The following is a 14929-nucleotide window of genomic DNA, read 5'->3' on the forward strand; positions in this document are numbered from 1 at the left end:
AGCCTTCCCAAATGAAGGAATGCCACAAAGGCTCCAAGACACGTAGGTTCGCTGTGCGAACTTTTCTTGGTGCCCCTTGGTGTCCTTGCGCCCCTGCCTTCCGTTGCTTCGGGCCCATGTGTCGGCAGGCAGGCCCGCCGTCTAAGACGATGGGTTTCTAAGTTGACCTAAAACATCACACTCAGGTTACCACGGATACCCAGTTTGGGGATGTTGTCGCCGTGGTCGAGGTAAGTGAATCGCCTGAACAGGTCGATGCGAATGATCTTGAATATGTTCTCTATCCCCATGCTGGCCTCCAGGTAGGGTTGGCTCAGATCAGACATTCCATCGGGGAAAATCAGCACATCCGAATTGGCCCGTTCCAGGCTTCCTACCAACCCTTTGGCAGAAATCACCTCCCGCCATTTCAGTTTTCTGAACAAGGGCACGCGGTTGAAAAAGTATCCTTCAAAGTGATGGGTGAGCGTGAGGCTTGCATACTGATCACTCACGAATTCGAAATAGTTCATCATGTTAAAGGCATACTCGTCGGTGGTGTAAGTCTCATTGCCCTGATGCAATTCCAGCAAGGTATAGGGCAACCGTCCCCATATCTTACCCGCATCCGCGATGTACACGGTATATCCGAACGGCCCCACATAAAAATAGTGCCTTATATTGAGATTCAGCTTGTGATACCCGTAGTCGCTACCCCACCAATCCTTTACACCCAGTGTGTACTGTAATTGAATCACCGGGTACTTGGTACCCAGGCTCACGCGGTCCATTTCACCTGATACGAATTTTTCATTGTAGGCGAACCGGGTGTAAAAAGACAGCTCCGTGGTGGTGATGCGATCCAGGGTGGAACGCGTTCCGTCATTATTAACATACGCGTACTCCAGGCTACCTGCCGGGTAAAATTTTCTGTGTGTCAACGCCAGGCGGTTCGACAATCCCGGAAACCACTCCACATCGTACGCGCCTTTTGTTTCCTCAATGCGGGTCAGCTGATCGAACGGTGCACGCCGGAATACAGATGCCACAATGTTATCGGTACGGAAAGCATTGCTGCTCTGACCGAGTTGCTCCAGGTCGTTTTTGTATGCCATGGAAACCATCTGTCGCGGATGTTTGGCAAAGAGGTACCTGAAGCCCCCTCCGTACTTGAAGGATTCATCCTTGAAACCGTAAGCAAGGTATCCGTTGAGTTCGAGCTTGGTGCTGAATTTGTTGCTGGTTCTTCCACCGAAACGTACGCGGCTGCCCTCGATGGCATTGAAACTGTAAGTGGTAAAATAGGGTCCCAGTTCGAACAGGCCCCATTTCTTGTAACCGGTCACGAACATGGTTACGATGTCTACATAGGTCCGGAATGCCGGAAGGTTTTTAACAGAGTCCACCATCTCGTAGATGCCTTCTTCGGTGGCTGAAAGTTGCTCGTGCCGTGCATCCTGCCAATAAGCATCATTCTTACCGGTGGCATCATCCGCCACAATAAGGTTATCCGCCGTGTAAAAGCCATCGTCCTTCGGTCGGTTGATTACAAAGTTCTTATAGGTGGATGTTTTTCTTCCGAAGAATCCCATCGATTTGTCGGTCAGGTTGAAATCCACCACCAGGTTTTCTTTGGTGATCATCCATACACTGTCTGCCACCTCTCTGAACTCCTGCTTGATGTACATCTCATCCACATAGTTCAGGTTGGCACCTGCCGCAATTTCCATGTCCACTTCCCGGATGGCGAACACCGAATCCACCACCCAAAAGTTCCCAACCATGACCAGTTCCTGCTTGCGCCGTGGCTCAAAAGAAACTTTATAGCATTTGTGCCCGTCGAAGTTGGCGCTGTCTACGATGTACATTTTATAATACAGCAATGCACTGTTGGCCAAAGGACTCACGAAGTTCTTACCAAACAGCACAATGAAATTGTCATAGATGTTGATGTCCTGGTACATATCACCTGTGAACTGCGATACGCTTTCATTCTCGATGCCGGACACCCGGCTGGCTTTGATAAATTCCTTTTGCGAAGTTGGCTTGCTGCGGTGGTAATAATCCGACAGCGTTTCACTCAGCACCATGGGCAGGTACGGTTTTCCATTCTCGGACGTATCCACCTTATCGAAAACAAAACTGAAAGGCTTGAATACCCTTCGGTTCCTGAATTTGTCGCTGAAGTTGTTGAGGTCGAATTCGATCTTCGTGTACACTTCGTACTGATAAGCATCCAGCTTTTCCTTGTTATTGAACTTCTTGTTGGCCAGTATTTTTCTGAGCAACGCATGGGAGGGATTTTCTTCCGGTGCATATACGGTGAATTCCTGCAGGGCGATTTCAGCTGGATTGAGTTGAAAGTCGATCACCTGTTTCTTATTCCTTACCACTGCCCTGGTCTGCACAACATACCCAACATAAGAAGCGATAATGGAATCGGTAGGGAAATTGGTATTGATGGAATAGCGGCCGTTTTCATCGGTGGTGGTGCCCACCCGGCCGTTCTTGAAAGCCACGTTCACAAAAGGCAATGCTTCCCCGGTTTGCGCATCGGTGATGCTTCCCGAGATCTCGGTTTGAGCCCTGACCTGGAACGCACACACCACGAGGCCCGCAAATGCAATCAACTTCAGAAATCCGAAATGGCCTTTCATACAATCACGTACAACGTGCAATATACCGAATTAAGAACATACATATTCGCGTATGATGTTTACGGATCAAATGCCTGTCACGATTCAGTTATAGCGGTATTTTTTCAGGATGCCGCCTCTTGCTTCCTGTGAACCGCCGCCGAGACCCAGATGCTCACCTGATAAAGGGTCATCAATGGAATGGCCATTAGGATCTGACTGGTCACATCCGGAGGGGTTAGAATGGCTGCCAGCGCCAGGTTCACAACAATGGCATGCCGGCGATACTTCCTGAGGAAATCCGGGGTGATCAAACCAATCTTGGTCAGAAAATAGACAAGGATGGGCATCTCAAAAACAACACCGGATGAAAGGGTGATCATCACAACGGTGGAGATGAAGGATGTCAGGGTGATCTGATTTTGTACCGTTTCACTCACCTGGTAATTGCCCAGGAAATTTACAGACAGCGGTGTGATTACATAGTAGCCGAAAAGGATACCGAGCATAAATAAAACGGAGCCGTAGAACACAAGCCCCCGGGCATGCCTCTTCTCCTTATTATGAAGTGCCGGTTTGATGAATCTCCATACCTCCCACAGGATGTAAGGGAATGCGAGAACAAGTCCGGACGCGAGCGAGACCATGATATGCATGGTGAACTGACCCGACATATCTATGTTGATCAGGTTCAGGTGAAAATCACCGAAGCACAGGTCATCGGACAAATGAAGCATCTGTGCAAGTTTGCAGAAGAAAACATAGGTAGGAAAATCGGGCTCTTTCGGTGCGAGCAACACCAGATCGAATACGATCTGCTTGTAAATAAATGCTACTGCTGCGAAAATAAAAATAGCAGAGAATCCGCGTACCAGGTGCCACCTCAATACTTCGAGGTGATCCAGGAAACTCATTTCATCCGCACTGTTCTTTTGCACTGTATCACTCATGGCCGCGGTGTTTACAAGATGCCCTCCTTCAACAGGTCATGCAGGTGAATCACACCCATGTATCGGTCATCACTTGCAACCACAAGCTGTGTGATCTGGTGGGCTTCCATCACCCTGAGTGCGGCAATGGCCAGTTCGTCGGGAGCAACCGTTTTGGGGGATGTGGTCATGATCTGTTGTGCAGTAAGGCCGGACATCTCGCCGCCGCGTTCAAGCATCCGTCGCAGGTCACCATCGGTGATGATTCCCAACAAACGATCATTTTCAACCACTGCAGTCATTCCCAACCGCTTCCCGGAAATTTCAAGGATCACCTTCCGGATGTCATCGGAAGGTGCCACCATAGGTTTCTCATTTTGTTTATAAAGGTCGTCCACCCGCAGGTATAGCTTCTTGCCAAGTGCGCCTCCAGGGTGCAGGTGTGCAAAATCGTCCTGTGTGAATCCGCGACACTCCAGCAGACAAACGGCCAATGCATCTCCCAATGCCAACTGGGCGGTGGTGCTGGAAGTAGGCGCCAGGTTGTTGGGGCAAGCTTCCGTTTCCACGGTTGCATCCAGTACGAGATCTGCTTCCCTGGCAAGGTACGAATCGGTATTGCCTACGATGGCTACAAGTTTATGACCACGCGCCTTTACCAGTGGAACCAGGGCTTTGATCTCTGGGGTTTGCCCGCTTTTTGAAAGACACACCACGATGTCATCTTCCTGCACAATCCCCAGATCTCCGTGGATGGCATCCGCTGCATGCATAAATATGGCCGGGCTTCCTGTTGAATTGAACGTAGCTACAATCTTACCGGCAATGTGTGCGCTTTTGCCAATTCCCGTAACCACAACCCTGCCACTGGCGTTCAATATCAGATCAACACAGGCGGCAAAGTCGCTGTTCAGGCGGGGTATCAATCCGGTAACAGCTGCAGCCTCCATGTGCAATGCGTTTTTTGCGATCGTGATTATTTCTTGTGAAGATTTCAAAAAAAATTTGGTATTGAAATAACAATTATTGTTACCTTTAAAAAGCGGGGCTGGAAGTTGGTTTATGTGATTTTTTTTCATGGCAAATGTATCTAATTTTAATCAAATGAATGGCCGGACAACGGTGGAGTCGCCCTCACTGAATCATTACCTGAAGAAGTTTTTCGGATTCGATCAATTCAAAGGCCACCAGGAAGAAATCGTTCGTAACGTACTGGAAGGCCGCGATACGTTTGTGATTATGCCCACCGGGGGAGGCAAATCCCTCTGCTACCAGCTCCCCGCCCTGATGTCGGAAGGAACCGGCATCGTAATTTCTCCGCTGATTGCCCTGATGAAGAACCAGGTAGATTCCCTGCGGAATTTCGGCACCGACGACGGCATTGCACACTTTCTCAATTCTTCCCTTTCCAAGCAGGAAATAGAACAGGTAAAGTCTGACATCCGCCTTGGAAAAACCAAGCTGCTGTATGTAGCACCCGAATCCCTGACCAAGGAAGAGAATGTACGGTTTCTCCACGAGATCCGCATTTCCTTCTTCGCCATTGACGAGGCGCATTGCATTTCTGAATGGGGTCATGACTTCCGGCCTGAGTACCGCCGCCTCCGTCCCATCATCGAGCAAATCGGGAAAGTACCCATCATCGCACTCACCGCAACCGCAACACCCAAAGTGCAACAGGACATCCAGAAGAACCTGGGGATGCTGCAGGCGAACGTATTCAAGTCGTCATTCAACCGAAGCAACCTGTACTATGAAGTGCGCCCGAAGGTGAACGTCACCAAGGAGATCATCAAGTACATCAAAAGCCACCCCGGTAAATCCGGTATTGTATACTGCCTGAGCCGGAAGAAGGTGGAAGAGCTCGCCCAATTGCTTGTGGTGAATGGCATCAAGGCGCTGCCTTATCACGCCGGCCTGGATTCTTCTGTGCGTGCTTCTCACCAGGATCAGTTTCTAATGGAAGAAGCCGATGTGATCGTTGCCACCATTGCTTTCGGGATGGGTATCGACAAACCCGACGTGCGTTTCGTGATTCACCACGACATCCCCAAAAGCCTGGAAAGCTATTACCAGGAAACCGGCAGGGCCGGACGCGACGGACGCGAAGGCAATTGTGTGGCCTTCTATAGCTACAACGACATTTTGAAGCTGCAGAAGTTCATGAAAGGCAAACCCGTGGCCGAACAGGAAATCGGCAAGCAGCTGCTGCTCGAAACCATGGCCTACGTGGAATCGTCGCTCTGCCGCCGCAAAACCCTGCTCCACTATTTCGGGGAGACCTATAAGGAAGAGACCTGCGGCAATTGCGACAACTGCCTCAACCCGAAGGAAAAGTTCGAAGGCAAAGACAGCGTCGTGTTGCTGATCGACGCCATCCTGTCCGTCAAGGAAAAGTTCAAGCAACGCCACGTGATCAATGTGCTGACCGGTAAGGCTTCCACCACGGTCAAATCTTATAAACACAACGAACTTCCGTGTTTTTCAAAAGGGGATTTTGAAGATGAAAAATACTGGAGTGCCGTCATCCGACAATCCCTGGTGGCCGGATTCCTCACGAAAGACATCGAGAACTACGGCATCCTGAAGGTAAGCCCGAAAGGACGTGAATATCTTGAGAACCCCGCTTCCATCATGCTGTCGCGCGACCATGAATATGAAGAGGAAGACCTCGAGGATGCAACAGGCGGTGGCATTCAAAAAAGCGGAACCGTTGACGAATCCTTGTTCGGCATGCTGAAAGACCTTAGGCGTACCATCGCCCGCGAAAAGAAACTACCGCCGTTTGTGATTTTCCAGGATCCGTCCCTCGAAGACATGGCCATCCAGTACCCGATCTCCATGGAGGAACTGACCAATATTGCGGGTGTAGGAAGCGGTAAAGCCATACGATTCGGAAAACCGTTCCTCACCCTCATCGACCGGTACGTCAAAGAAAACAGCATTGAAAGACCGACCGACCTGGTGATCAAGTCGGTGGTGAATAAATCCGGACTGAAAGTTCACATCATCCAGAACATCGACCGGAAACTTCCTTTCCATGATATCGCCAGCGCCAAAGGCATCACACCTGAAGCCCTGCTGCACGAAGTGGAAACGATTGTCTTCTCCGGCACCAAACTCGACCTGGATTATCACATCAACGATATGGTGGATGAGGAAAAACAGGACATCCTGATCGAATACTTCCAGGAAGCGGAAACCGACAGCATTGAAGCGGCCTTGGATGAACTCAAGGATGAGGATTTCACCGAAGAGGAAGTCCGGCTTGTTCGGATCAAATTCCTATCGGAATTCGGAAACTAATCTTCGGTTGCCAGTTCCTGTAACGCCAACCAGGCCATCAGCCCCGAACTTGTTTCAAGCGCCGATTCATCAATGTCAAAGGTGGAGGTGTGTATCTGGGATGTGATCCCCTTTTCCACATTGCCCGTTCCCATCCGATAAAAGCAGGTATCTGCTACTTGTGAATAAAAGGAAAAATCTTCTGAAGTCATCCGCAACGGCAGATGAATCACGTTGTCTTTTCCCAGGAATTTCTGCGCCCATGCCATGGCACGTTGTGTCAGTCGCTCGTGGTTCATCAAACACGGATAGCCTTTTTCCACACGAAAATCACAACTGCCACCCATGGAGGCCGCAAGGGACTCACCGAGTTGCACCATCTTCTGATGCGCTTCGGTACGCCATGTTTCGTTCATTGTTCGGAACGTTCCTTCCATCTTTACTTCATCCGGGATCACATTGGTGGCCCCATCCGCAATCACTTTCCCGATGGATAAAACCGTTGGTATCGCAGGCGGTGCCTGGCGGCTCACCAGTTGCTGCAGGGCCACGATCAGGTGCGCACCGATCAGCACGGGATCCACATTCAGGTTCGGCATGGCACCGTGGCCACCCTTGCCTTTCACGGTGATAAACAATTCATCTGCGGAAGCCATGTACTGGCCGGGACGGAATCCTACTTTTCCTGCAGGTATGTCCGGCTGCACGTGTTGGCCGAACATGGCATCGGGCCTGGGGTTCTCCAATGCACCTTCTTTGATCATCAAGGAAGCACCACCGGGCAGCTTTTCTTCACCGGGCTGAAAAATCAATTTCACCGTTCCTTCAAATTCATCCTTTAAGGCCAGCAGAATGCGGGCGCTTGCCAGTACGCTCGACGTATGCACATCATGTCCGCACGCATGCATCACACCTTCGTTGGCAGACACGTAGGGTACCTTGTTCTCTTCACGGATGGGAAGGGCATCGATGTCGGCACGCAGGGCAACGGTTTTCTTCGAGGGGTTCTTCCCTTCAATCAACGCCACGATTCCCGTTTTCACAAAGCCATCTTTGAACGGAATGCCCCATTGCTTCAGCGTTTCTTTGATATAGGCAGAAGTCTCAAATTCCTCGAACGAAAGTTCGGGATGTGCATGCAGGTGGCGGCGGATGGCCACCGTATCTGCCAGGTATTCCTTCGCCAGCCGGCGGATCTGTTCTTGTTCGGACATGTTGCAAAGATAGTAGTTAGTCGTTAGTCCATAGTCGTAAGCTGAGCACAGCTCCATACAAACATGTAAAATCCAATATCCTGCCGGCCACTGATTACTTTTTCCTAAGTTTGTCTTCAACCCCACCCACTATGAAAAAAATCATTCACCTGCTGGTATGCATGGCCATGCCTTTTGCACTACTGGCTCAGCAAGAAACAGAACCGATGAAAAACGTGGCGCTTGTGATCCATGGCGGTGCAGGCACCCTCCTGCGCGAACACATGACTGATTCAATGGAAAACGCCTTCAGGGAGAAACTCACCGAAGCATTGAAAACCGGATATGATGTCTTGCAGAAAGGCGGCAGCAGCCTGGACGCCGTGGAGCAGACCATTCATGTGATGGAAGAAAGTCCGCTCTTCAACGCAGGCAAAGGCGCCGTTTTCACCAATGCCGGCACCAACGAACTGGACGCCTCCATCATGGACGGAAAAACAGGAATGGCAGGCGCCGTAGCCGGTGTTCGCCGCATCAAAAGTCCGATCAGCGCCGCCCGGAAGGTCATGGAAGCTTCACCGCATGTGATGATGACGGGCAGCGGAGCGGAAACATTTGCCAAACAACAGGGACTGGACATGGTGGATACCAACTATTTCTACACCGAGAAAAGATACCGGCAACTGCTGCGCATGAAGGAGGAAGAAGCCAACCAACAGAAAGACGGAGACAAAGGCATGGCCCCCCTCGATGTGGAATTCGACGAGAAGTGGAGCGGCAACCCTGAGGACAACGGCGACCGGAAGTTCGGCACCGTGGGATGTGTGGCACTGGACGTGAACGGCAACCTGGCGGCGGGCACTTCAACCGGCGGTATGACCAATAAACGCTTCGGCCGGGTGGGCGATTCTCCCATCATCGGGGCAGGTACCTATGCCAACAACGCCACCTGCGGGGTTTCCTCCACAGGTCATGGGGAGTACTTCATCCGAAACGTGGTTGCTTACGACATAGCTGCCTTGATGGACTACAAAGACATGACCCTGCAACAAGCTGCGGAAGAAGTCATCCTGAAAAAATTACCGGCCATCGGCGGTACAGGCGGTGTGGTGGCATTGGACGCCAAAGGCAACGTGGCCATGACGTTCAACACACCCGGTATGTACAGGGGCTATATCACCCGCGATGGGCAGGTGGTGGTGAAAATATTTTCGGGGGAGTAGAAGGGATGCCACAAAGGCGCGAAGACACAAAGAAAGGATGTTTCCGGGACTGGGTGTCTTAAGAATGTGTCGTTAAAAATTTTTCTCAACTATTTCCGATTGTCAACATTGCACCAACAACCGGCAGTGGTTCCTGTTGTCCTTCCAAAGGGTCTTGCTCTTACCCTTAATACCCTGCCCTTTGTGTCTTCGCGCCTTTGTGGCAAAAACACATTTGGTCACCTACACCACTTTTACAAGGTAGTAGTTCTTCTTGCCTTTCTGGGCCAGGATGTAACGGTTGTTCAGCAAATGTCCGGCATTCACCTGCACATCGCCTTCCACCTTCTCCTTGTTGATGGACACACCTCCGCTTTGCAGCATCCGGCGTGCCTCTCCCTTGCTGGGGAAGATCTGCGTTTTGGTGGTAAGGAACTCCAGCAGATCCAGGCCGGCTTCCACTTCCGACTTGGGCAGCTCCACCTGGGGCACACCTTCGAATACCGACAACAACTGACTTTCCGATAGTTCCCTGAGTTGCTCGTTGGTGCCCTTCCCGAACAGGATATCAGCCGCCTGCATGGCAAGCCTATATGCTTCCGGTGAATGTACCAGTGAAGTCACTTCCTCCGCGATGCGATTTTGCAATAGGCGCAGGTGTGGTTCGGCTGCATGGGCCTTTTCCAGGGCCAGCACTTCTTCCTGTGGCAGGAGGGTGAAGATACGGATGTACCGCACAGAATCCTCATCGGAACTGTTCAGCCAGAACTGGGCGAACTTATAAGGTGATGTGCGTTCGGGATCCAGCCATACATTGCCTTCCTCGGTTTTTCCGAACTTGGATCCGTCGGCTTTGGTCACCAGCGGCGAGGTCAGCGCAAAGGCCTCTCCTCCATCTTTCCTGCGGATCAGTTCCGTGCCGGTAACGATGTTGCCCCATTGATCGGAGCCACCCATCTGCAGGCGGCAACCGTTGTGTTTGTATAGATGATAAAAATCGTAACCCTGCACCAGCTGGTAAGTGAACTCTGTAAAAGACAGGCCGGTCTCCAGGCGCTTCTGAACCGAATCTTTCCCCATCATGTAGTTCACGGTGATGTGCTTGCCCACATCGCGGATGAACTCGAGGAAACCCATCTTCCCGAACCAATCGTAATTGTTCACCATTTGTGCTGCATTGGGCTGATCGCCGAACACGAGGAATTTCTCCAGCTGTTTTTTAATGCAATCCGCATTGTGGCGAATCACATCTTCCGAGAGCAGGTTACGTTCCTGGGATTTGCCGGATGGATCACCCACCATGCCGGTGGCTCCACCCACAAGGGCGAACGGCTTATGGCCGCAGCGCTGGAAATGCATCAGCAACATGATCTGTACCATGCTGCCTATGTGCAATGAATCGGCGGTGGGGTCAAATCCGATGTAACCGGATGTCATTTCCTTCTGGAGTTGTTCTTCCGTTCCGGGCATGATGTCGTGGATCATGCCGCGCCACCTGAGTTCTTCAACAAAATTCATGTGCGGTTTTTTTTAAGGCTAGCAAAGATAGGGCAAAGCACCAAAAGCCCAAGGAGCTATGTTAAATCCACGTGATCTCACGTCCATTACGGGAAACACGTATTTTTCCCTTTGCCGGGAAGATCATATCTTTATCGCATGATTCTGGTCACAGGAGGTACGGGATTACTGGGCTCTCACCTGATGTATGATCTGGTGAACAAGGGGTACCATGTAAGGGCCTTGCGTCGCAAGGGAAGCGAGGTGCATCTCACACGCGAGGTGTTTTCCTATTACTGTGAGGATCCGGAAGCACTGTTCAGCAAGATCGAATGGGTGGAAGGCGATGTACTTGACATCTTCGCCCTTCAGGATGCCCTCCAGGGTGTGGACCAGGTGTTCCATTGCGCCGCCATGGTTTCTTTCAATCCCTCCACCAAAAGCAAAATGATGCAGGTGAATGTGGAAGGCACAGCCAACATGGTGAACCTGGCACTTGAAACGGGCGTCAAAAAATTCGGCTATGTAAGTTCCATCGCTGCGCTGGGCCGTGCCGGTTCCGACGGTGGTGTGGTAACCGAGAAGAGCGAATGGAAACCTTCCGCAGACAATTCAATGTATTCCGTCAGCAAGTACTACGGGGAACGCGAGGTATGGCGGGGCATTGCGGAAGGACTCAACGCATACATCATCAACCCTTCTGTCATCATCGGGCCTGGCAACTGGCGTCGTGGTAGTGCCAGCCTGTTCTACAAAGTATGGGACGGCCTCCGGTATTACACCTCCGGCATCAACGGCTTTGTGGATGTACGTGACGTAAGTGCTTCCATGATCCGGTTGATGGAAGAAGACATCAGCAACGAGCGCTTCATCATATCTTCCGAAAACTGTCCGTACAAACTGGTGTTCGAATGGATGGCGGAAGTGATGGGGAAAAGCAAGGCCAGCAAAGAAGCAGGATACATTGTAAGCGAGATGGCATGGCGCTTTGAAAGCCTGCGATCAGCTGTCACCGGATCCAAACCGCTGATCACGCGCGAAACAGCCCGGATGGCGAACCGGCAGTACTTCTATTCGAATGAAAAAATCGTAAAAACGGTGGGCATGCGTTTCATTCCTGTTGAGAAGGCGGTGAAAGATACGGCCGAGATCTTCCTGCGTACCTTCATGCCATCCATGTCTTCTCAGGGCAGAAACGTTCCGGCATGATTTATTTGGCGGCTTCAGTCACCTCCAGACGCCCCAGTTCATCCACCACTTCTTCATAGATTTCCAGCATCAGTTCAGGGTGATGGCGGTAAAATGAAAAGCTGCTGTCGAAACGTTCACGGCTTACGTGGAACTTTTCGTACACAAAGTCATAGGCCTGGTAATGCAGGCGTTGATCACCCGGCAGTTTGTTCAGGTTGGCGGCACCTTCCACCAGTTGAATATCAACCATCATGGATGTCATGGTATCTTGTGGAATCACTGCGGCGGGAATCAGCACCTTTTCCTCTTCCTCGTGGCATGCTCCCAGCAGCAACGCCGTAACGGCCATGGCCCGGATAGAATGCTTCATCGCTGTGCGTCAAATTCCAATCGTTCGCCCCGGATATCTTCATTGAACGTTCCCTGATCGTATACCAGTTTACCGTTCACATAAGTACCTACCACCCGGGCATGAAAAGTCTGACCTTCGAACGGCGACCATCCGCATTTATAGAAAAGGTTGTTTCGGTTGACCTCCCAGGGATCGTTCAGGTTTACCAGCACCAGGTCGGCCTTGTATCCTTTGCGGATGTATCCACGGTTGCGCAGGCGGAAGGCAATGGCAGGAGCGTGGCAGAACTTCTCCACGAGTTGCACCGGCGACATCACCCCTTGCCGGCACAGCTCCAGAGCCGCCACAAGTGCATGTTGCACCAGTGGGCCGCCGGAGGGGGCTTTCATATAAGGTTGCTCCTTTTCCTCCAGTGTATGTGGCGCATGGTCGGTGGCAAGTACATCGATGCGGTTGTCAATCAGGGCAGCCCGAACGGCATTGCGGTCGGTTTCGGTTTTTACAGCCGGATTCCACTTGATGAAGTTGCCTTTCGACACGTAATCCTTATCGGTGAACCAAAGGTGATGAATGCAGGCTTCCGCTGTGATACGCTTTTCGGTCAGAGGTTTTGATCCATCAAACAGGCTCAGCTCTTTTTCTGTGGATATGTGCAGGATGTGAAAACGGGTGTTGTTCCGCACTGCCAGTTCCACGGCAAGGGAAGAAGATTTATAACAAGCCTCCGCCGAACGGATCAACGGGTGCACCGATGCAGGCATCACATCGCCGTATTTTTCCCTGTAAACAGCCATGTTGTGTCGGATGGTGGCCTCGTCTTCGCAATGGGCAGCCAGCAACGTGGGGCATTCTGCAAACAATCCTTCCAGCGTTTTGCGGTCGTCGACCAGCATGTTCCCGGTGGATGACCCCATGAAGACTTTGACACCGCAAACACGCGTGGCATCGGTTTTCAGCACTTCATCCAGGTTATCGTTGGAAGCCCCCATGTAAAACGAATAGTTGGCGAGCGACACTTCTGCGGCCCGCTGATACTTGACTTCCAGCAGTTCCTGTGTGAGCGTGTTGGGCACCGTATTGGGCATTTCCATAAAGGAAGTGATTCCACCGGCAACGGCAGCCCTGGACTCTGTGGTCAGGTCGGCTTTGTGGGTAAGGCCGGGTTCCCGGAAATGCACCTGGTCATCAATGGCACCGGGCAACAGGTGAAGTCCGTTCGCATCCCTGACATCCGGTTGTCGCCGCATCCATTCCTCAGGCGGTGCATCGCCCCTGTAGACGGCTGCAATGGTATCATCCGATATCACCACACCACCCAGGTACGATTCACCTTCGTTGATGATGATGGCGTTTTTGATCAGCGTTGGCATGATCTATTTGTCTTTCTTTCTATAAGTTGAGAAGAAGCTCTTCAGTTTCATTTGCAGTACACCGAAGATCGCTTCCCGGAAAATACCGCGTGACATCTTGGATTGCCCCACGGTTCGGTCGGTGAAGATAATGGGAACCTCCACAATGTTGAAACCGAGTTTCCAGGTGGCAAATTTCATTTCTATCTGGAAGGCATAACCCATGAACCTGATCTTATTCAGATCAATGGTTTTCAGAACTGTATCGCGGTAGCATTTGAAGCCCGCGGTTGTATCACGGATCTTCATGCCGGTAACGAAACGAACATATACAGAGGCATAGTACGACATCAGCACACGCCCCATGGGCCAGTTCACCACATTCACCCCGTTGCAGTACCGCGAGCCGACGGCCAGGTCGGCACCCTGGTTGCAACATGCGTCGCGCAGGCGAAGCAGGTCTTTTGGATTATGAGAGAAGTCCGCATCCATTTCGAAGAGGTAGGTGTAGCCTTTGTCGAGTGCCCATCCAAAGCCGTGTATATAGGCCGTTCCCAGACCAAGTTTACCGGATCTTTCTTCGATGAAGAGCCGGTCGGGGAATTGTTTCATTTCCTGCTTGACGATGTCTGCGGTACCATCAGGGGACCCGTCATCAATAATCAGAACATGAAACGGGAAGTCGAGCTCCATGACCGCAGCAATGATCTGGCGTATGTTGTCCTTTTCATTGTAAGTCGGGATGATGACCAGGCTGTCAGATGTCGGCTGTCCGGGCATAATGGGCTAATATACGGATGTACACGGAAGTAAATGCAAAGTTCTGTTAAATGACCTCAACGGGGCCATTCAACCATTATTTCAACCCAGCACACGCCGTAAGTAGTTGATCTGACCAAGGTGATAACTCAGGTGACCGAGCAGGTGCATGATAAAATGCCCTATGGTCATGTCGCGGTCGAAGACTTTGACGGGGTATGGTATATTTACGTCTGTTCCTTTCAGTGACCCGAGGATTTGCAGCACTGTTTCCCGGCATGTCCTAATCTCTGAAGCAACTTCCTGCCGACTCAGGCCTTTTGTATTAAATTCCTTGTCGCGCTCACGCACATAGCCGGTATTGCCCAGGACCGCACCGATGAAATGGTTCAGGTTACCGCAAAGATGGAGGGCCAGATTGCCTCCACTGTTGCTGACCTGACCGATTATCTTCCACAACGCATCGTCATCCGGAAAAGCAAGCACCTCTTCTTCCAGTTTGGTGAGGTCGCGCTGATAAAACTCATAGAAAGAATCAAACATAACTTTTCAATTTT

At 51.2% G+C, this 14929-nt stretch carries 12 protein-coding genes; 3 read left to right on the top strand and 9 right to left on the bottom strand.

Annotation, left to right across the window (positions count from 1 at the left end):
- Positions 1–167: 167 nt before the first annotated feature.
- From H6585_12255 to H6585_12265, 3 genes are all read right to left on the bottom strand, one after another.
- Positions 168–2636 (bottom strand): carboxypeptidase-like regulatory domain-containing protein, encoded by a 2469-nt coding sequence (locus tag H6585_12255; protein ID MCB9449103.1) that lies wholly within the window; start codon positions 2634–2636, stop codon positions 168–170.
- Positions 2637–2740: 104 nt separating this feature from the next.
- On the bottom strand, positions 2741–3565 hold the full coding sequence (gene tatC, locus H6585_12260) for a twin-arginine translocase subunit TatC (protein MCB9449104.1): 825 nt from the start codon (positions 3563–3565) through the stop codon (positions 2741–2743).
- 11 nt (positions 3566–3576) lie between these two features.
- Positions 3577–4542 carry a KpsF/GutQ family sugar-phosphate isomerase gene (locus H6585_12265; protein MCB9449105.1) on the bottom strand — a complete coding sequence of 322 codons (966 nt, stop codon included), beginning with the start codon at positions 4540–4542 and terminating at the stop codon, positions 3577–3579.
- Positions 4543–4648: 106 nt separating this feature from the next.
- Here H6585_12265 and recQ point away from each other — a divergent pair, with 106 nt between their 5' ends.
- Positions 4649–6850, top strand: a complete 2202-nt coding sequence (gene recQ / locus H6585_12270) for a DNA helicase RecQ (protein ID MCB9449106.1) — start codon at positions 4649–4651, stop codon at positions 6848–6850.
- Here recQ and H6585_12275 read toward each other — a convergent pair.
- Entirely contained in the window at positions 6847–8043 is a 1197-nt protein-coding gene (locus H6585_12275) for an amidohydrolase (GenBank protein MCB9449107.1), read from the bottom strand. The genes recQ and H6585_12275 overlap by 4 nt on opposite strands.
- Before the next feature lie 131 nt (positions 8044–8174).
- Here H6585_12275 and H6585_12280 point away from each other — a divergent pair, with 131 nt between their 5' ends.
- Complete coding sequence (locus H6585_12280) at positions 8175–9245, top strand: isoaspartyl peptidase/L-asparaginase (GenBank protein ID MCB9449108.1); 1071 nt, start codon at positions 8175–8177, stop codon at positions 9243–9245.
- Positions 9246–9467: 222 nt separating this feature from the next.
- Here H6585_12280 and H6585_12285 read toward each other — a convergent pair whose 3' ends face one another.
- Positions 9468–10742: a tyrosine--tRNA ligase gene (locus H6585_12285; GenBank protein ID MCB9449109.1), complete on the bottom strand. Its 1275-nt coding sequence runs from the start codon at positions 10740–10742 to the stop codon at positions 9468–9470.
- A 138-nt stretch (positions 10743–10880) separates the two neighbouring features.
- Here H6585_12285 and H6585_12290 point away from each other — a divergent pair, with 138 nt between their 5' ends.
- Positions 10881–11930, top strand: a complete 1050-nt coding sequence (locus H6585_12290) for an NAD-dependent epimerase/dehydratase family protein (protein MCB9449110.1) — start codon at positions 10881–10883, stop codon at positions 11928–11930.
- A 1-nt stretch (position 11931) separates the two neighbouring features.
- On the opposite strand, the gene H6585_12295 is transcribed toward H6585_12290, so the two are convergent.
- The 4 genes from H6585_12295 to H6585_12310 form a co-directional block, all read right to left on the bottom strand.
- Positions 11932–12282 (bottom strand): DUF4296 domain-containing protein, encoded by a 351-nt coding sequence (locus H6585_12295; GenBank protein ID MCB9449111.1) that lies wholly within the window; start codon positions 12280–12282, stop codon positions 11932–11934.
- Positions 12279–13637, bottom strand: coding sequence for a dihydroorotase (locus tag H6585_12300; protein ID MCB9449112.1), 1359 nt, complete (start codon positions 13635–13637; stop codon positions 12279–12281). The genes H6585_12295 and H6585_12300 overlap by 4 nt, the downstream gene beginning before the upstream one ends.
- A complete protein-coding gene (locus H6585_12305) occupies positions 13638–14393 on the bottom strand; it encodes a polyprenol monophosphomannose synthase (protein MCB9449113.1) in 756 nt (251 codons plus the stop codon). It abuts the gene before it with no gap.
- 81 nt (positions 14394–14474) lie between these two features.
- Positions 14475–14915 (bottom strand): DinB family protein, encoded by a 441-nt coding sequence (locus H6585_12310; protein ID MCB9449114.1) that lies wholly within the window; start codon positions 14913–14915, stop codon positions 14475–14477.
- Positions 14916–14929: the final 14 nt, after the last annotated feature.

The organism is Flavobacteriales bacterium, from assembly GCA_020635855.1.
Classification (GTDB): domain Bacteria; phylum Bacteroidota; class Bacteroidia; order JACJYZ01; family JACJYZ01; genus JACJYZ01.

Bases quoted from the DNA above. Each gene is read 5' to 3' on its own strand.
- H6585_12255 (MCB9449103.1), bottom strand. From the start codon at position 2,636: ATGAAAGGCCATTTCGGATTTCTGAAGTTGATTGCATTTGCGGGCCTC.
- tatC (MCB9449104.1), bottom strand. From the start codon at position 3,565: ATGAGTGATACAGTGCAAAAGAACAGTGCGGATGAAATGAGTTTCCTG.
- recQ (MCB9449106.1), top strand. From the start codon at position 4,649: ATGAATGGCCGGACAACGGTGGAGTCGCCCTCACTGAATCATTACCTG.
- H6585_12275 (MCB9449107.1), bottom strand. From the start codon at position 8,043: ATGTCCGAACAAGAACAGATCCGCCGGCTGGCGAAGGAATACCTGGCA.
- H6585_12280 (MCB9449108.1), top strand. From the start codon at position 8,175: ATGAAAAAAATCATTCACCTGCTGGTATGCATGGCCATGCCTTTTGCA.
- H6585_12285 (MCB9449109.1), bottom strand. From the start codon at position 10,742: ATGAATTTTGTTGAAGAACTCAGGTGGCGCGGCATGATCCACGACATC.
- H6585_12290 (MCB9449110.1), top strand. From the start codon at position 10,881: ATGATTCTGGTCACAGGAGGTACGGGATTACTGGGCTCTCACCTGATG.
- H6585_12295 (MCB9449111.1), bottom strand. From the start codon at position 12,282: ATGAAGCATTCTATCCGGGCCATGGCCGTTACGGCGTTGCTGCTGGGA.
- H6585_12305 (MCB9449113.1), bottom strand. From the start codon at position 14,393: ATGCCCGGACAGCCGACATCTGACAGCCTGGTCATCATCCCGACTTAC.
- H6585_12310 (MCB9449114.1), bottom strand. From the start codon at position 14,915: ATGTTTGATTCTTTCTATGAGTTTTATCAGCGCGACCTCACCAAACTG.